The following is an 18,146-nucleotide window of genomic DNA, read 5'->3' on the forward strand; positions in this document are numbered from 1 at the left end:
AAACACCCCACCAACCCAGCTTAAGGCGGATCGCCCTCATCCGATATGCGTTGTTGCCGTCCACGCACGGCCTCCAACAACAACGTACTTCCCGGGGCTCTCCTCCATGCAATTCAACAAGCTCTCACTGAGCCACCAGGTGGCCAGCGTGGTCGCCGTCGTGAGCCTTTGCGTGATCGGCTCGCTGGCCTGGCTCATCGCCAGCCTGGCCGGACGCGAAATGCTGCGCAACCAGCACGACAGCCTGGCCGCCCAACTCCAGGTCGCCAGCACCTTGTTCGAACTCGGCTACGACGTCGCCGTCTCTCAGACCGAACGCCTGTCCACCGCCTTTGCGATCCGCTTTCCCTACCCGCTGGAACTGGATACCGGACGCAGCGTGAACGTTGGCGGCCAAGACACGCCCGCCCTCCTGCACGCCGGCAAGCTGCTGAACCTGGACACCACGGAGGTCGACGGTTTCGCCCGCGACACTGGCTCGCTGGCCACCATCTTCGTGCTCAAGGGCGAGGACTACATCCGCATCAGCACCAATGTGAAGAACGAAGCCGGCGAGCGCGCCGTGGGCTCCGTGCTGGACCGTACCCACCCCGCTTATGCCGCCCTGCAGGCCAAACGCGCCTATTCCGGCCCGGCCATCCTGTTCGGCAAGCAATACGTCGCGCGCTATCAGCCCATCATCGACGAGAACGGGCAGAACCTCGGCGCGCTCTACGTCGGCGTCGAAGCCACGCGCTGGTTCGAACAGATCGGCAAGGACATCGGCAAACTGCGCATCGGCGACAGCGGCTATCTGTTCGCGGTGCAAGCCCAGGGCCCGAAGCGCGGCCAGTTCCTGGTCCACCCGGAACGGGTCGGCCAGAGCATCCTGGACACGGAAGACGCGACCGGTGCCAAACCCTTCGCCCCCCTCCTGGACGGCCAGACCGGCCGCCTGCACTACCCGTGGAAGGATCAGGAAGGACGCACGCGGGACAAGACCCTGCTCTACCATCCCTCGCCCGCCTGGGGTGGTATCACCGTGGCGGGCGGCACCTACGACGACGAGCTCACGCGTGGCGCCGACCGTCTGCGCCTGTTGATCCTCGGCCTCGGCGCGGTGGGCGCGCTAGGCCTGGCGGCCCTGATGTCCTTCCTGCTGAGCCGTGAACTCAAGCCCGTGGCCACCCTGGCCAAGGTGCTGGCGCAAGCCGGCGAAGGCGATCTCATGGCCGACCGCGGCCTGCCGCCGGCAGCGGCGGATTCGCGCAACGAGTTGCACCAGATGCGTCGCCAGGTGTCACAGATGCTGGCCCGCTTCCGCGAGCTGATGGCACACATCCGGCGCGAGGCCGGCTCAGTCTCCGACACCGCCCACGACCTGCATAGCACAGCCAGCGAACTGGCCAAGGCAGCCGACGTGCAGGCCAGCGCCGCCAGTGCGATCGCCGCCAGCGTGGAGCAGATGGCGGTCAGCGTCAGCATGGTCAATGACAACGCCGGCAAATCCAACGAGATCACGCGCACCGCGCAACGCCTGTGCGGCGAGAGCGAAGGCACGGTGCAGGAAGCCACCGAGGCGATGCAGCAGATCGAGACCGCGGTGGCCGAGGCTGCCGCGCTGATCGACCGCCTGGGCACCGATTCTCAGCGCATTGCGCAGGTCGTCGCCCTGATCAAGGATGTGGCCGACCAGACCAATCTGCTGGCCCTCAACGCCGCCATCGAGGCCGCACGCGCCGGCGAGCAGGGGCGCGGCTTTGCCGTCGTGGCCGACGAGGTACGCAAGCTGGCCGAACGCACCGCGCTGTCGACGGTGGAGATCGAGACCATCATCAACGCGATCCGTGGCGGCACCGATTCGGCCATCGACAGCATGCGCCGAGCCGGCGACATGGTCGGCCAGGGCACGCGCCAGTTCCGCTCGGTCGGTGACACCGTGCGGCAGATCAGTGCCGGCACGCACGAAGCGGCCGACATCGCGACCGAGATCGCCCACGCGCTGCGCGAGCAATCCTCCGCTGCCAACAACATCGGCCAGGAGGTCGAGAAGGTCAGCGTACTGTCGGAAGAGACCAGCCGCGCCGCCGACGAGGCCCGTCAGTCCTCGCAACGCATGGCCACCCTGGCGGGCGACCTGCGCGACGCGTTGAGCCGCTTCCGCACCGACTGATCCGCCCCAGAACCCGCCAAAAGAAAACGGCCCCTGTGGGGCCGTTTCTACTTGCGCTCCGGTGAGCGGCTCAGACGCGCACCTGCTTCTGCATCTGTACCAGCTTGGCCTGGATGTAGCCCTTGATCTCCTTGAAGGGGATCGGCTTGGCATACACGATCACGTCCTCAGGCAGACCGCCCTCGCGCTCGATCTCGTCGGGCGACAAGCCGGTCACCACCAGGATGTCCATGCCGGCCAGTTGCGGATCGCTGCGCAGCTTGCGGATCATCGCGAAGCCATCGAGGTCCGGCATCACCAGGTCTGCGATCAGCAGGTGCGGCACCTGGCGACCGATCTCCATCAAGCCTTCGAAACCACCGGCCACGATCTTCATCTCGATCGGCATCGACCAGCCGGGAATGGTGTGCTCGTACAAGGCCTGCATGATGCGGTCATCTTCCGCCACCAGCAGGCGCAGCACGCCGGCATCGCCCTGCGACACACCGCCACCGGTCTGACGGCTGCGCAGGAAGGCTTCCACCGATGTCACCCGGATGCGCCGGTGACCACCCGCCGTCTTCCATGCATCCAGCAGGCCGTTCTCCACCATCTGCTGCACGGTACCCAGCGAGACGCCAAGCATCTGCGCCGCATCGCTGGTACTGCAGTATTCCCGTTCCGGTTTGCCGCCTTGTGAACCCTCGCTCATGCAAGATGCCTCTTGGCTAAATGGCACCGGTCATGGGTAACCGCCGGTGCTCCAATTGATTGGGATGCAATGCTCAGGCCGCCAAAGGGTGGCCTGGCGACATGTGCCGCCCGCCTTGCGACAAAGCCACGTGATGGCCGTTGTACGGCGGCGCTGGACATGCGGTACGCGATTCTAACCCAGTCGCGCCAACGCACACGCACGCCATGCGCCGGGCGGCAACATGCCTGTCGGATACCGCAGCGCAACAAGCGTGGCGTCAGCGCGAGCTCAGCGCGGCTCGGCGCCGCGAATGGCCGAGGGTGGCAGGTGCAGGGCCTGCACCTCCGTCTCCGGCAGGGTGAGACGCAAGGCCTTGATGTTGGCGAGCGGGAAGACCAGCACCTCGCTCTCGCAGGCAATCACCGCGAACTGCCCCTGGAAAAAGTCATCCAGGCGCATGCGTTGAGCCGCAGGGGTCGTGGCCTGCACGGGGAAGGAGAAGGTCTCCTTGCTGCCATCCATGAATTCGATCTGCAGGAATCGCATCGCGTCTGTCTCCTCGTGCAGCCGGTACGCCGGGGCACACGCGCCCGGCGTCCGGTCTTGTCATGCTCAGCCGTTGGCGGCCAACTTGCGACGGGGCTTCAGCGGCACCACGGCTTTGGCCGCCGCCGGCTTCTTGGCCGCCGCCGCAGCTTTGGGCTTGGGTGCCGCCTTGGCAACAGGTTTGGCAACGGGTTTGGCGACGGCCTTGGGCGGCGCCTTGGACACGGGCTTGGGCGCCGCCTTGGGAGCCGGCTTCGGAGCCGCCTTCGGGGCCACGCGCGGCGTGCTCACCGCCTTGCGCACGACCTGGCTCGCCACCTCGGCCGAGCGTGTGGCCGCCTCTTCCGCCAGTACCGCGCGCAGGCGTGCGGCCATCTCGCGCTGCTGCTCGGTGACACCCGCCTCATGCACGCGCGGGTCGTTCTCCACCAGCCCCAACAGACGCAGGAAGCGCTGACGATCAGCCGGCTCAGCCAGCAGGCTGGGTAGGGTCTGCAGCGCGCGCTTGGGCGCATGCTTGCAGATGATGTCCTGCTGGCCGCGCAGGCGGCGCAGTTCCTCGGCCGGCAATTCGGGCAGCAGATCGGCGTAGTCCGCCATCAGTTCGCGCTTGAGCTCCAGGCGCGACAGGGGCAGCGGGCCATGGCGATTGGCCAGCAACGAGGCGGCGCGCGCCACCGCGGCGACATAGCCACCACGCTCGATGGCCGCCAGGGCTTCGGCGATCATCGGGTCCTTGCGGGTCGCCGTGTGCGGCTGCTGGACGGCGCGGTCCTTGTCCTCGAAGCCGGCGGCATGCAGGTTGCCGTAGGTCTGGAAGAAGGCGAACTCGGTGGCGGCATCGCGTATGTCGCGATAGAAATCCAGCGCCGTGCCGATGCTCTCTGCACCCAGTTTCTCCAGCTTGCGCAAGGGCGCATCCGCCGGCAGTTCCTGGCGGGCCCCCTTGACCAGGGCCGCTGCCGGCCCCAGCCAGGCGAGCGCGGGGTTGAGATCGGAAAACGCCCAACGCTGCAAACGCAAGGGATGGAACATCCGCCCCAGTTGCGCGCCTTGCTCGGTGCTGAAGGCACGCACCCAGGGCCGCATGAACAGCTCGTAGGCGCGCTGGTTCAGCTCGGACAGCTTGGCGACAGACTCGAAGGCGTCCTCGTCGCGCCGCTGGGCGCGGTTGAGGCGGGCCACCACGTCCTCCAGCGTGTGCTCGACGAACTGGACCTCGTAGTCGATCTTGCCGCCCGCCCCCTTGCTCTCCTTGATCTGCATGCCGTACAGCCCGGGCGGCAGGGATTCGATGGACTTGAGCACCGACACGATCTGGGCATGCTCCTTCTTGGCCACGCGGCCGGAGACAAAGATGCCCAGGTGGCCGACGTCCTCGTGCAGCAACCCGACGATGACCTGGCCGCGCGCCTTGATGTCCTCAGTGGACGAGTACACGTCAGCGACCCAGTTGAAGGCCTGCTGCGGCGGCGTGATGTTGTCGCCCATGGAGGCGAACAGCACGATGGGCGAGCGGATGTTGCGCAGGTCGAAGGCCTCGCCTTCATGCGAACGGATGCTGCCGTCCCACAGCTTGTTGCCGACGAAGAGATTGCGCACGATCCACTCGATCTCTTCGCGATTCATCAGGAAGAAGCCGCCCCACCAGCGCTCGAACTCGAGGAAGCGCGGCGGTTCGGTGTCCACGTTGGCATACACGTGGTAGTACTTGTCCCAGAAAGTGTTCGAGGGATGCAGGTTCTCGAAGTTCTGGACCAGCCAGGCGCCATCGAAGACGCCGTTGCCAAGATCTGCCACCAGCGAGGACAGCCAGGACCCACCCAGCATGCCGCCGGAATAACGCATGGGGTTGTCGCCCTCGCCCTCGCTGAACGCCCCGCCCCAATAGGACATGGGCGCGCCGTTGATCACCACCGGCCCGGTGTCCTGCGGATCGGAGGCCGCCAGCATCATGGCCGCCCAGCCCCCCTGGCAGTTGCCAATGAGCACCGGCTTCGGGCTGTGCGGGTGACGCCGCCGCACCTCGGCGATGAAGGCGCGCTCGGCCGCAGCCACGTCGAGCAGGGTCTGCCCCGGTTCGGGCTGCGGGAAGAAGATCACAAAGTAGACCGGGTGGCCGTCGCGCAGCGCGACCCCCACCTGCGAGTCTTCCTTGAAGCCGCCAATGCCGGGCCCATGGCCGGCACGCGGGTCGATGATGATGTAGGGGCGGCGCTTGTTGTCGATCGTGATGCCCGGTGGCGGGGTGATCTTGAGCAGCGCGTAGTTGACCGGGGGCTCGAAGGTCCGTGCGTCGACGATCATCTCGTAGTCGAAGTGCAGCAGCGGCGGCTTGCCGGCGCGCTCGTGCTCGATGAATACGTTGCCGCGCTGGCGCAAAGTGTCCCAGAACAGGATGCTGCGCTGTGCCGCATCACTCAGGTAGGCCTGCCAGCCGGACCAATAATCCAGCGGGCTACCGCCTGCGGCGAGCTTCTCGAAATCACGCTTCAACCGCTCGGTGGCGCGCTGCGCGGCCACCTGGGAGCGCTTCTGGTACAGCCTGCTCGTATTGGCGAGCAGTTTCTGACTGGCGGCGAGTTGCTTTCCGAAATCCGCAAGCATGGCTTCCTCCTGATCGGACGGACACCCAGGTCCACCCGGCTGTTACGCAACGAAAACCCGGACCTTCCGGGAGCGGCCAACGCCGCTCCCCGCGACTACTTTGCTGACTGTGTTGCGCTCACTTCGCCGGCTCGACCGCGACGGCCAGGGCCTGCGTGTAGGTCGCGGCCACCTGGTCGCCGACCTTGATGTTGGCGAACACCGCCTTGTCTTCCACATGCAGGGTGACGGTGCGCTTGGGCCCCTTGAGCGTCACGTCCTGGCGCTTGGCGTCCACCGCCACCACATCGGCCACCACCGATACCTGACGCGCGCCGGCCACGCCGGGCTTGGCACCTTCGGCCGCCTTGACCGCATCGGCGCCTTCCACGCGTTCGCGAATGCCGGCCGTGCCCTTCTTCAGCGCCATCACCAGCGACTCCACGTATTGCACAGCCAGGCGATCACCCGTCTTGATCTGGGCAAAGTTCTTCACTTCCTCGCCAGCCACCAGGACGAGCTCGTCGCCACGCACAGTCTTGAGCACCAACTCGCGCGTCGCCACATCGACGGCCACCACGTCCGCCACAACCTTGATGGTCGCCACTGCGGCCACCTTCTTGTTGTCAGCCGACTTGGTCACCACGGCGCCGGCATCCGCACCAGCAGCCGACGCAGCCACCGGCAGGACCAGCACGATGGACAACGACAGGGCAAGCGCTTGCAACTTCTTCATTGAATCTCTCCTTGTCTTCTACTTCATATAGATGACGCTTTGATGCGTCGGGCTTGTTGCACTACAGCATACTCCACCGATATTGATCCTGCCGGCATGAAAAATGGGCTGCCTCCTTCCGGACGCAGCCCATCAGCCAGGCATCGGATCCCACTTAGAACGGGATGTCGTCGTCGAAATCCCCGAAGTTCCCAGCCGGCGGCGCGGACTCCTGACGGCCCTCGCGCTGCGGCGCCGGACGGCGCGGCGCGTTGCCGCCACCACCACTGCCGCCAAAGTCATCTCCGCCGCGCATCGGAGCCTCGCCCCCTTCGCGCGCACCACCCAGCATCTGCATCTGGTCCGCACGGATCTCGGTGGTGTACTGCTCCACCCCTTCCTTGTTGGTCCACTTGCGCGTGCGCAGGCTGCCTTCAACGTAGACCGCGCGCCCCTTCTTCAGGTACTGGCCGGCGATCTCGGCCAGGCGGCCATTGAAGACGATGCGGTGCCACTCGGTGGCCTCCTTCTTCTCGCCAGTCTGCTTGTCCTTCCAGGTGTCGGTGGTTGCCACCGTGATGGTGCAGAACGCGTCCCCGCTCGGTGCGTAGCGGGTCTCAGGATCGCGGCCCAGGTTGCCGACGATGATCACTTTATTTACCGAGGCCATTCAGGCTTCCCCTTCAGTCAAACGGCGCAGCCGGGCTTCGTCCCAGCGCTCCGGGTTTATTTTCAGTTTCGCCACGCGCCGCGCCGGCTCATAGGCCACCTCGCGCACGCCCGGCTCCTCGCCCAGTTGACGCAACAGCACATCCAGATCGACATGCGGCGCCACTTCGAACTCCTTATGAGCCAAGCGGGGCGGCGCCCGCATGGTCCAGGCCACGACGATCCAGCAGACTACCAGCAGCACCCCCATCAGGTGCACCGCTTCGTCCCCGAAGTGCAGGGCCACCCAGCCACCGATCGCGCCGCCAGCCGCCGCGCCCAGCGCCTGAGCGGTATTGAACACGCCCAGTGCGGTGCCCTTGGCGCGCACCGGCGCAAAGCGCGACACCAGGGCCGGCATCGAAGCCTCCAGGATGTTGAAGGCCGCGAAGAACAGCCACAGCATGCCCGCCACCATCGCAAAATGCGCCACACCCAGCAACAAGCCCAGTTGCGACGCGGCCAGCAGAAACAGCGACACCAGGAAGACCTGACGGCCACGCCCGCCGCGCTCGGAGCGCATAATGGCCGGCACCGCGATCACGAAACTGCCCAGCACCACCGGCAGGTAGATGTGCCAGTGGGTGGCTACCGGCATGTGATGCAGGGCCTCAAGCTGGCGCGGCACGACCAGGAACATGGCGGTCTGCAGCACGTGCAGCGCGAAAATGCCGAAGTTCAGGCGCAGCAATTGCCCGTCGCGCAGCACCTGGCCCACCGGCACCGTGGCGCGCGCCACCATGGCCGGCGGATTCGGCACGCCGCGCAGCAAGAGCGGAATGGCCAGCACGGCCAGTGCCGCGATCAACAGGAACATGCCGGACATGCCGATCCAGGCATACAGCGCTGGCGCGACGACCAAGGACAGCGCGAATACCAGGCCAATGGTGGAGCCGATCATGGCCATCACCTTGGTGCGATGCTGCTCGCGCGTGAGATCTGCCGCCAGCGCGCTGATCGCGGCGGACACGGCGCCCAGGCCCTGCACCGCGCGCGCGGCGATCATCCAGTAGATGTCCGGCGCCCAGGCCGCCATCACCGACCCGCCAGCAAAGAGCAGCAGGCCCAGCACGATGACCGGCTTGCGCCCAAGGCGATCCGATACGAAACCAAAAGGCGCCTGCAGGATGGCCTGCACCAGCATGAACATGCCCAGCGCCAGCCCCACGAGGAAGACATCCTGCCCCCCCGGCAGGCCCGAGGCGAACACCGCGAACACTGGCAACACCAGGAACAGCCCCAGCATGCGCAGGCCGTAGATCGCCGCCAGCGCGATGCCGGCGCGCAGTTCGCTGCGACTCATGCGGTCTTCGGGCTCGGGATAACGGCTCATGGACAAACGGGGATGGACGACTGGGACGACGGATGGGGGCGCGCGCCTCGCCCGAAACGGTGGGCGCAAGCAAGGCGTGGATTCTACCAGCGCCGCCTGCCCAGCTCACCCCCTGGCAGCAGGGTGGCGCAAGACTTTCTTTGCGAGGGAACGGGGCGCTATAGTCTCGGGTTCCCCCTCGGCCGGACGCCCTTACAAGACAGCATGGACTGGATCAGGATTCGCGGCGCACGCACGCACAATCTCAAGAACATCAATCTCGACATCCCGCGCGACCGCCTCACGGTGATCACCGGCCTGTCCGGCTCCGGCAAGAGTTCGCTTGCCTTCGACACGCTCTACGCCGAAGGGCAGCGCCGCTACGTCGAATCACTGTCCGCTTATGCGCGCCAGTTCCTGCAACTGATGGAGAAGCCGGATGTAGACCACATCGAGGGCCTGTCACCGGCGATCTCGATCGAACAGAAGGCCACCAGCCATAACCCGCGCTCCACCGTGGGCACGGTCACCGAGATCCACGACTACCTGCGCCTGCTGTTCGCGCGGGCCGGCACGCCCTATTGCCCGGACCACGACCTGCCGCTGCAAGCGCAGACCGTATCGCAGATGGTTGACCAGGTGCAGAGCCTGCCCGAGGGCACGGCGCTGATGATCCTGGCGCCCGCCATCACAGAGCGCAAGGGCAGCCACGAGGAGCTGATCAACGAGCTGCGCGCCCAGGGTTTCGTACGCCTGCGCATCAACGGTGAAATCCACGAAATCGACCGCGCGCCCGCGCTCAACAAGAACAGCAAGCACAACATCGACATTGTGGTCGACCGCATCAAAGTGCGTCCCGACTCGCGCCAACGCCTGGCGGAGAGTTTCGAGACGGCGCTGGCCCATGCCGAAGGCCGTGCCATCGCGCTTGAGATGGAGTCCGGCAAGGAGCACCTGTTCTCCGCCCGCTACGCCTGCCCGGTGTGCAGCTTCGCGGTGCCGGAGCTGGAGCCGCGCCTGTTCTCCTTCAACAATCCGGTCGGCGCCTGCCCGCAGTGCGACGGCATCGGGACGCTCGACTTCTTCGATCCGCTGCGCGTGGTCGCCCACCCCGAGCTGTCACTCGCCGCCGGCGCCATCAAGGGCTGGGACCGCCGCAACCAGTTCTACTTCCAGATGCTGCAATGCCTGGCCAGCGCCTACCAGTTCAGCGTCGACACGCCCTTCGCCGAACTCGACGAGGCCGCGCGCCAGGCCGTTCTGTATGGTTCCGGCACGCGCAAGCTGCCGTTCAAGTACATGAGCGAGTCGGGCCGCATGACGACCAAGGAACACAGCTTCGAAGGCATCATCCCCAATCTTGAGCGGCGCTATCGCGAGACTGACTCCATCGTGGTGCGTGAGGAACTGTCCAAATATCGTTCCGCTCAAGCGTGCCCGGCCTGCGGCGGCAGTCGCCTGCGTCGCGAAGCGCGCCATGTACGCATTGGCACCAAGACGCTACCCGAAGTCACCGCACTGCCGATTGGCGCCTGCCGCGACTACTTCGCACACACCAGCCTGAGCGGCCACAAGGCGCAGGTCGCCGACAAGGTGATGAAAGAGGTGGCCGCGCGCCTGCAGTTCCTGATCGACGTCGGCCTGGACTACCTGTCGCTGAACCGCTCTGCCGACACGCTCTCGGGCGGCGAGGCGCAGCGTATCCGGCTCGCCTCGCAGATCGGCTCCGGCCTCACCGGCGTCATGTACGTGCTGGACGAACCCTCGATCGGTCTGCACCAGCGTGACAACGACCGCCTGCTCGGCACGCTGGCCCGCCTGCGCGACATCGGCAACACCGTGATCGTGGTGGAACACGATGAAGACGCGATCCGCCACGCCGACTACGTCATCGACATGGGTCCAGGCGCGGGTGAACACGGCGGCCAGATCGTCGCCCATGGCACGCCGCAGGAGGTAATGGCACACTCCGACTCGGTGACAGGCGCCTACCTGTCGGGTCGGCGCAAGCTGGAGATGCCACCACGGCAGAAACCGCCTAAGTCCCTCGACTATCTGCGCTTGATCGGCGCGACAGGCAACAACCTCAAGGACGTCACACTGGAGATCCCCGTCGGCCTCATGAGCTGCGTCACCGGCGTCTCCGGCTCCGGTAAGTCCACGCTGATCAACGACACCTTGTACGCCATCGCCGCCCGCGAGATCAACGGCGCCAGCATCGAGCCGGCACCCTACCGTGAGATCGTCGGCCTGGAACTGTTCGACAAGGTCATCAGCGTGGACCAGTCGCCCATCGGACGCACGCCACGTTCCAACCCGGCCACCTACACCGGCCTGCTGACGCCGATCCGCGAACTATATGCCGGCGTGCCTGAATCCCGCTCGCGCGGCTACGGCCCGGGCCGCTTCTCCTTCAATGTCAAAGGGGGACGCTGCGAAGCCTGCCAAGGCGACGGCATGATCAAGGTGGAGATGCACTTCCTGCCCGACGTGTTCGTGCCCTGTGATGTCTGCCACGGCAAACGCTACAACCGCGAGACCCTGGAAATCCGCTACAAAGGCAAGAGCATCAACGAAGTGCTGGAGATGACGGTGGAAGAAGCGCTGCGCTTCTTCGACGCCGTGCCCGTCGTCGCACGCAAGCTGGAGACCTTGATGGACGTGGGCCTCGGCTACATCCGCCTGGGTCAGAGCGCGACCACGCTGTCCGGCGGCGAGGCGCAGCGTGTGAAACTGGCGCTGGAACTGTCCAAGCGCGACACCGGCCGCACCCTGTTCATCCTCGACGAACCCACCACCGGCCTGCACTTTCAGGACATCGAAATGCTGCTCAAGGTGCTATACCGCCTGCGCGAGCACGGCAATACCATCGTCATCATCGAGCACAACCTGGACGTGATCCGTGCCGCCGACTGGCTCATCGACCTTGGCCCCGAAGGCGGCGCTGGCGGCGGACAGATCCTCGTTTCAGGGACTCCTGCGACAGTGGCCAAGTGCAAGCAAAGCCACACCGGCCGCTATCTCGCGCGAGACAAATGATGAGCAAGCGTTTCGATACCACACTGCGCGAATCCATCGGCCTGATCCTGCTTGTCGCAGGCGTCGCCATCGCACCGATGGGTTGGCTGAGCGGTGGCGGCGTGCTGTCTGTTGCCGTCCTGCTGGTCAGCGTCGGCATCTGGATGTTCTACACCCAGCGCATCCGCCTGCGCGACATGGCGGCGCGGCAGGCGGAAGCGGAAGCCTTGGAGCGTGAAGCGGACGACGCAGCGGTGCCCTCCGCGCCAGAGGTGACTGACGCTCAAGCAACCGAGCCCGGCAAAAGCCAGAACGTCCCGCGCCAGTGAGATCACCTGCATCGAGCGACAGCTCATCGGGCAGCGCCGGATTCCGCCTAAGTGGGCAGACAGGGTCCCGCGGTGCGGCCCACCCAAGCGACGCCATCCCCGCAAAGGCTGGAATCCAGTAGCTTCAACGACACGCGAACAGGCCCTGACCGCCAGGCGCATGCCCCTGTTTCGGATGCGACGCTGCGAGATCCTCGCCGCAAGGCCGACCCAGACCCGGATGCCACCTGTAGGCCGTCAACTGAGCAACACCAAAACAAAAAGCCCGCACGAAGCGGGCTTTTTGCTGATGGCAGAAAACTACAGGCGCTTATTCAGCGGCCACAGCTTCGGTGCCTTCCGGACGATCCAGCAATTCCACGTACGCCATCGGCGCGTTGTCACCAACGCGGAAGCCGCACTTCAGGATGCGCAGGTAGCCACCGTTACGCTTCGCGAAACGCGGGCCCAGCGTGTCGAAGACCTTGACGACCATTTCACGGTCGCGCAGGCGATCAAACGCCAGACGGCGATTAGCCAGGCTGGGCTGCTTACCGAGAGTGATGATGGGTTCAACCACGCGGCGCAGTTCCTTCGCCTTCGGCAGCGTGGTCTTGATGACCTCGTGACGCAGCAGGGCGTTGGACAGGTTGCGCAGCAGAGCCTGACGGTGGCTGCTGGTGCGGTTGAGCTTACGGAGACCGTTACCGTGACGCATTTTTATGTTTCCCTAGTGCTTTGCTGCTCAGCTCAGCTTTTCCAAGCCAGCCGGCGGCCAGTTTTCCAGCTTCATACCCAGCGTCAGGCCACGGGAGGCCAGGACATCCTTGATCTCGTTCAGCGACTTGCGACCGAGATTGGGGGTCTTCAGCAGTTCAGTTTCGGTGCGCTGGATCAGGTCACCGATGTAATAGATGTTCTCAGCCTTGAGGCAATTGGCCGAACGAACAGTCAGTTCCAGATCGTCCACCGGACGCAGCAGGATCGGGTCGATGGCCGGAGCGGCCGGCTTCACGTCCGCCACCGGCGTACCTTCCAGGTCGGCGAACACGGACAGCTGATCCATCAGCACGCGGGCTGCGTAGCGGATCGCTTCTTCCGGCTCGACGGCACCGTTGGTTTCGATGTCGATGACCAGACGGTCCAGGTCGGTACGCTGCTCGACGCGGGCGCTCTCGACTTGGTAGCTGACACGACGCACCGGGCTGAACGAAGCGTCCAACACGACACGGCCGATGATCTTGTTCTCGTTCGCAGCGGGACGCATGTTGCCCGGCACGTAGCCACGGCCCTGCTCCACCTTCACCTGCATGTCCAGCTTGCCGCCCGGAGCAATGTGCGCGATCACGTGTTCCGGATTGATGATCTCGACGTCGTGCGTCGTTTCGATATCACCGGCCTTGACCACGCCCTCGCCCGACTTGGACAGGCGGAGCACCGTTTCCGAACGATTGTGCAGTTTGAACACCACGCCCTTCAGGTTGAGCATGATGTCGACCACATCCTCACGCACGCCATCCAGCGTGGAGTACTCGTGCAGCACGCCGTCGATCGACACTTCTGTCGCGGCGTGACCGGGCAGCGAGGACAACAGAATACGGCGCAGCGCATTACCCAGGGTATGGCCATAACCGCGCTCGAACGGCTCCATCACGACAACAGCGTGCACAGGAGAAACGTTCTGCACATCAATGATGCGCGGCTTCAGAAGGCTATTACTCTGCATTGGCATTCCTTATCTCAGGGCTACGCGAGCCCGACGAATTAACGCGAGTACAGTTCGACCACGAGGCTCTCGTTGATCGTCGAAGACAACTCAGCACGCTGCGGATAAGCCTTCAGCACGCCTTTGCCTTCCTTCGCATCAACCGACAGCCACTCGGGGAAGCCACGACCTTCGGCAGCGGCCAGCGCAGCCTTGACGCGCAGGCTACCGCGCGCACGCTCGGTCAGCGTGACTTCGTCGCCCGGACGCAGGGTATAGGACGGGATGTTCACGCGCTTGCCATTGACCAGCACGCCGTTGTGACGCACGACCTGACGAGCCTCGGCACGCGACGCGCCAAAACCCATGCGGTAAGCGACGGCATCCAGACGACCTTCCAGCAGTTGCAGCAGGTTCTCACCGGTCTGACCCTTCTTGCGGTCGGCTTCGGCGTAGGTCTTGCGGAACTGGCTTTCCAGCACGCCGTAGATACGACGGATCTTCTGCTTTTCGCGCAACTGCTGACCGTACCCGGACAGACGCTGGCCCGACTTCTGACCATGCTGGCCAGGCGCATATGCGCGGCGCTCGATGGCGCACTTGTCGGTAAAACACTTTTCGCCCTTCAGAAAGAGCTTTTCACCCTCACGACGGCACTGACGGCACTTGGGGTCGAGATTGCGAGCCACTGTTCAAACTCCTTGTTAGATGCGGCGCTTTTTCGGCGGACGGCAGCCGTTGTGCGGGATCGGCGTGATGTCGGTGATCGAGGTGATCTTCATGCCAAGCGCGTTGAGCGCACGCACGGCCGATTCACGACCAGGGCCGGGGCCCTTGATGCGCACTTCCAGATTCTTCACACCACACTCCTGGGCGACGCGGCCAGCGGCCTCGGCGGCCACCTGGGCGGCAAACGGGGTGCTCTTGCGGGAACCCTTGAAGCCGGCACCACCCGAGGTTGCCCATGACAGGGCATTACCCTGACGGTCAGTGATCGTGATGATCGTGTTGTTGAAGGAAGCATGAACGTGCGCGATACCTTCAGCAACGTTCTTCTTGACCTTCTTGCGTACCTTCGCAGCAGTCTTAGCCATGTTCTATTCCTGATTACTTCTTGCCAGCGATCGTCTTGCGCGGACCCTTGCGCGTACGGGCATTCGTACGGGTACGCTGACCACGAACCGGCAAACCACGGCGATGACGCACGCCACGGTAGCAGCCCAGATCCATCAGACGCTTGATGTTCATGGTGATCTCGCGACGCAGATCGCCCTCCACCGTGAACTTGCCCACCTCTTCGCGCAGACGATCCATCTGCTCTTCGGTGAGGTCCTTCATCTTGGTGCTGCGGGCAATGCCAGCTGCATCACAGATCTTTTGCGCACGAGGACGGCCGATCCCGTAGATCGCGGTCAGCGCGATCTCCGCGTGCTTGTGATTCGGAATATTGACACCAGCAATACGGGCCATGATTTACCTTTTACATACAACTTCCGCACAATCGACGCGCGAAAGGGAAACGGAAGATTCTATTACAAAAAACAAACCCGATCAACCCTGGCGCTGCTTGTGGCGGGGATCCTCACAGATCACACGAACCACGCCCTTACGACGGATGATCTTGCACTTGCGGCAGATCGCCTTGACAGAGGCTTGTACTCTCATTTGCTTGCTCCCAAAAACCAGTTCTATTTCGAGCGGAACACGATGCGACCCTTGGTGAGGTCATAAGGGGTCAGCTGCACCGTCACCTTGTCGCCGGGAAGTATCCGGATGTAATGCATTCGCATTTTTCCGGAAATGTGCCCCAGCACCATATGACCGTTTTCCAGCTTCACCCTAAAGGTCGCATTCGGCAGGGTCTCGGTCACTTCACCCTGCATTTCAATAACGTCTTCCTTGCTCATCCCTTACTTGACCGGCAACATCGAGCCGCCTTTGAAGTTGGCCTTCTTGAGCAGGCTTTCATACTGGTGCGACATGATGTATGCCTGCACCTGCGCCATGAAGTCCATGGTTACAACCACGATAATCATCAAGGACGTGCCGCCAAAGTAGAACGGAACCTGCCATTGCTGAATCATCAACTCCGGGATCAGACACACGAAGGTGACGTATGCAGCCCCGATCAATGTCAGACGCATCAAAATTTTGTCGATGTACTTCGCAGTTTGCTCGCCCGGACGAATACCCGGCACGAAGGCACCCGACTTCTTCAGGTTGTCTGCTGTCTCCTTGGCATTGAACACCAAGGCCGTATAGAAGAAGCAGAAAAACACGATGGCAGCGCAGTACAGCAGTGTGTAGATCGGCTGACCAGGTGACAGCGTACTGGCGACGTCCTTCAGCCAAACCATACTGTCACCGCTGCTAAACCATTGCGCGGCAGTCGCTGGGAACAGAATGATCGACGAGGCGAAGATCGGCGGGATCACGCCCGACATGTTGAGCTTCAACGGCAGATGCGAACTTTGCCCGCCATAGACCTTGTTACCCACCTGCCGCTTGGCGTAGTTCACCAGGATCTTGCGCTGCCCACGCTCAACGAACACCACGAAGGCGGTCACCAACACGACGGCTGCACAGATGAACAAAGCCCACAGCGCATGGATCGCACCGGTCCGGACCAACTCGAACAAACCACCAATCGCGCTCGGCAAGCCTGCCGCAATGCCGCCGAAAATGATGATCGAGATGCCGTTGCCAATGCCGCGCTCGGTGATCTGTTCACCCAGCCACATCAGGAACATCGTTCCGGTCACCAACGTCGTCACGGTCGTGATCATGAACATCGGGCCAGGCTGGATCACCAAACCTTGCTGGTTTTGCAAGGCCATAGAGATACCGAAGGCCTGGAACAACGCCAACGCGACCGTCCCGTAGCGCGTGTACTGAGTCATCTTGCGACGACCGGCCTCCCCCTCCTTCTTCAACGCCTCCAACTGCGGCGAAGCGATCGCCAGCAGTTGCATGATGATCGATGCCGAAATGTACGGCATGATCCCCAGCGCAAAGATGGTAAAGCGAGACAGCGCTCCCCCTGAGAACAGGTTGAACACGCCGAGGATGCCGCCTTTCTGCGATTCGAACAAACGCGCAAGCTCCGTCGGGTCGATACCCGGAACCGGAATGTGCGCGCCGATCCGATACACAACCAAGGCGCCAAGCAAGAACCACAGCCGACGCTTCAGATCGGTGAACTTGCCACTCTTTCCGATGACTGCCGATGGATTGGCCACGCTTGGTTCCTGTCTTACTCAGCTGCTACGTCTGCAATCGAACCGCCGGCCGCCTCGATGGCTGCACGCGCACCCTTGGTCACTGCAATGCCCCGCAGGGTCACCTTGCGGGTGATCTCGCCCGACAGCACAACCTTGGCCGACAGTGCGTCGCCCGCGATGATGCCGGCTTGCTTCAGCGACAACAGGTCAATCTCATCGATCGGCAACGCGTTGATCTCCGAAAGACGCACTTCGGCGTTACGTGCCGCCGTCAGCGACACGAAACCACGCTTGGGCAGACGACGCTGGATCGGCATTTGACCGCCTTCGAAGCCGACCTTGTGGAAACCACCGGCGCGGGACTTCTGCCCCTTATGACCACGGCCACAGGTCTTGCCCAGACCGCTACCGATACCGCGGCCAACGCGGCGGGCAGCGTGCTTGGAGCCAGCACCCGGCTTGAGCTTGTTGAGTTGCATTTATCCCTCGCACTTAACCAGGTAGGACACCTTGTTGATCATGCCGCGCACAGCAGGCGTATCAACCAGTTCCACCGTGTGGTTCACATGACGCAGACCCAGACCACGCACGGTGGCGCGGTGCGGCTGCTTGGTGCCGATCAGGCTCTTCACCAGGGTGACGCGAATTTTCTTGTCGGCCATGGTATTACCCCAGAATCTCTTCGACGGTCTTGCCGCGCTTGGCTGCGATTTCAGCCGGCGTGCTGGTTGCCAGCAGGCCATTGAGCGTTGCACGAACCACGTTGTACGGATTGGTGGAACCGATGCACTTGCAGATCACGTCGGTCACACCCATGACGTCGAACACTGCGCGCATCGCGCCACCCGCGATGATGCCGGTACCGCTGGGCGCCGGCTGCATCAGCACCACGGCGGCGCCGTGCTTGCCGACGACCGAGTGCTGCAGCGTGCCGTTCTTCAGCGCCACCTTGGCCATCTTGCGACGGGCTTCGTCCATCGCTTTCTGGACAGCGACCGGCACTTCACGCGCCTTGCCCTTGCCCATACCGACGGCGCCATCGCCATCCCCCACGACGGTCAGCGCAGCGAAACCGAGGATACGACCACCCTTCACGACCTTCGTGACACGGTTGATCGACACCATCTTTTCGCGAAGGCCGTCGTCGCGTTCTTCCTGACCCTGAGGTTTCTTGGTCTGTTGCTTAGCCATGACTCATTCGC

At 63.7% G+C, this 18,146-nt stretch carries 20 protein-coding genes; 3 read left to right on the plus strand and 17 right to left on the minus strand.

The genetic code is table 11. From position 1 onward, the window contains the following. Positions 1–106 precede the first annotated feature (106 nt). A complete protein-coding gene (locus tag NMB43_RS15170) occupies positions 107–2,152 on the plus strand; it encodes a methyl-accepting chemotaxis protein (protein ID WP_494349002.1) in 2,046 nt (681 codons plus the stop codon). Between the two features lie 70 nt (positions 2,153–2,222). Here the strand turns inward: NMB43_RS15170 and NMB43_RS15175 are convergent, their stop codons facing one another. From NMB43_RS15175 to NMB43_RS15200, 6 genes are all read right to left on the minus strand, one after another. Further along, a complete protein-coding gene (locus tag NMB43_RS15175) occupies positions 2,223–2,843 on the minus strand; it encodes a helix-turn-helix domain-containing protein (protein ID WP_494349003.1) in 621 nt (206 codons plus the stop codon). A 270-nt stretch (positions 2,844–3,113) separates the two neighbouring features. After that, positions 3,114–3,371, minus strand: coding sequence for a hypothetical protein (locus NMB43_RS15180; RefSeq protein WP_494349004.1), 258 nt, complete (start codon positions 3,369–3,371; stop codon positions 3,114–3,116). Between the two features lie 66 nt (positions 3,372–3,437). Next, positions 3,438–5,978, minus strand: a complete 2,541-nt coding sequence (locus NMB43_RS15185) for a DUF3141 domain-containing protein (protein WP_494349005.1) — start codon at positions 5,976–5,978, stop codon at positions 3,438–3,440. Positions 5,979–6,096: 118 nt separating this feature from the next. Further along, a complete protein-coding gene (locus NMB43_RS15190) occupies positions 6,097–6,693 on the minus strand; it encodes a hypothetical protein (RefSeq protein ID WP_494349006.1) in 597 nt (198 codons plus the stop codon). A gap of 154 nt (positions 6,694–6,847) precedes the next feature. Further along, entirely contained in the window at positions 6,848–7,342 is a 495-nt protein-coding gene (gene ssb, locus NMB43_RS15195; protein WP_494349007.1) for a single-stranded DNA-binding protein, read from the minus strand. After that, positions 7,343–8,713 carry an MFS transporter gene (locus tag NMB43_RS15200; protein ID WP_494349008.1) on the minus strand — a complete coding sequence of 457 codons (1,371 nt, stop codon included), beginning with the start codon at positions 8,711–8,713 and terminating at the stop codon, positions 7,343–7,345. It lies immediately after the preceding gene. A gap of 204 nt (positions 8,714–8,917) precedes the next feature. On the opposite strand from NMB43_RS15200, the gene uvrA reads away from it, so the two are divergent. Beyond that, positions 8,918–11,731: an excinuclease ABC subunit UvrA gene (gene uvrA / locus NMB43_RS15205; RefSeq protein WP_494349009.1), complete on the plus strand. Its 2,814-nt coding sequence runs from the start codon at positions 8,918–8,920 to the stop codon at positions 11,729–11,731. After that, on the plus strand, positions 11,731–12,039 hold the full coding sequence (locus NMB43_RS15210; protein ID WP_494349010.1) for a hypothetical protein: 309 nt from the start codon (positions 11,731–11,733) through the stop codon (positions 12,037–12,039). Before uvrA ends, NMB43_RS15210 begins: the two co-directional genes overlap by 1 nt. 310 nt (positions 12,040–12,349) lie before the next feature. Here the strand turns inward: NMB43_RS15210 and rplQ are convergent, their stop codons facing one another. The 11 genes from rplQ to rpsE all read right to left on the minus strand — a co-directional run bounded on the left by rplQ (position 12,350) and on the right by rpsE (position 18,135). Continuing rightward, positions 12,350–12,736, minus strand: coding sequence for a 50S ribosomal protein L17 (rplQ, locus tag NMB43_RS15215; protein ID WP_494349011.1), 387 nt, complete (start codon positions 12,734–12,736; stop codon positions 12,350–12,352). A 27-nt stretch (positions 12,737–12,763) separates the two neighbouring features. Then, on the minus strand, positions 12,764–13,744 hold the full coding sequence (locus NMB43_RS15220) for a DNA-directed RNA polymerase subunit alpha (protein ID WP_494349012.1): 981 nt from the start codon (positions 13,742–13,744) through the stop codon (positions 12,764–12,766). A 38-nt stretch (positions 13,745–13,782) separates the two neighbouring features. After that, entirely contained in the window at positions 13,783–14,412 is a 630-nt protein-coding gene (gene rpsD / locus NMB43_RS15225) for a 30S ribosomal protein S4 (RefSeq protein WP_494349013.1), read from the minus strand. A gap of 15 nt (positions 14,413–14,427) precedes the next feature. After that, positions 14,428–14,817, minus strand: a complete 390-nt coding sequence (gene rpsK / locus NMB43_RS15230; RefSeq protein WP_494349014.1) for a 30S ribosomal protein S11 — start codon at positions 14,815–14,817, stop codon at positions 14,428–14,430. 13 nt (positions 14,818–14,830) lie between these two features. Continuing rightward, complete coding sequence (gene rpsM, locus NMB43_RS15235; RefSeq protein WP_494349015.1) at positions 14,831–15,193, minus strand: 30S ribosomal protein S13; 363 nt, start codon at positions 15,191–15,193, stop codon at positions 14,831–14,833. Between the two features lie 81 nt (positions 15,194–15,274). After that, the gene (gene rpmJ / locus NMB43_RS15240) at positions 15,275–15,388 is read right to left on the minus strand and encodes a 50S ribosomal protein L36 (protein WP_494349016.1); all 114 of its coding nucleotides are present in this window, start codon (positions 15,386–15,388) and stop codon (positions 15,275–15,277) included. A gap of 23 nt (positions 15,389–15,411) precedes the next feature. Beyond that, positions 15,412–15,630, minus strand: coding sequence for a translation initiation factor IF-1 (gene infA / locus NMB43_RS15245; protein WP_494349017.1), 219 nt, complete (start codon positions 15,628–15,630; stop codon positions 15,412–15,414). 3 nt (positions 15,631–15,633) lie between these two features. Further along, complete coding sequence (gene secY / locus NMB43_RS15250) at positions 15,634–16,962, minus strand: preprotein translocase subunit SecY (protein ID WP_494349018.1); 1,329 nt, start codon at positions 16,960–16,962, stop codon at positions 15,634–15,636. Between the two features lie 14 nt (positions 16,963–16,976). Continuing rightward, complete coding sequence (gene rplO / locus NMB43_RS15255; RefSeq protein WP_494349019.1) at positions 16,977–17,423, minus strand: 50S ribosomal protein L15; 447 nt, start codon at positions 17,421–17,423, stop codon at positions 16,977–16,979. After that, positions 17,424–17,606 (minus strand): 50S ribosomal protein L30, encoded by a 183-nt coding sequence (rpmD, locus tag NMB43_RS15260; RefSeq protein WP_494349020.1) that lies wholly within the window; start codon positions 17,604–17,606, stop codon positions 17,424–17,426. A 4-nt stretch (positions 17,607–17,610) separates the two neighbouring features. Further along, complete coding sequence (gene rpsE, locus NMB43_RS15265) at positions 17,611–18,135, minus strand: 30S ribosomal protein S5 (protein WP_494349021.1); 525 nt, start codon at positions 18,133–18,135, stop codon at positions 17,611–17,613. Between the last annotated feature and the right edge of the window lie 11 nt (positions 18,136–18,146).

The sequence above is a fragment of the Uliginosibacterium sangjuense genome, assembly GCF_059132465.1.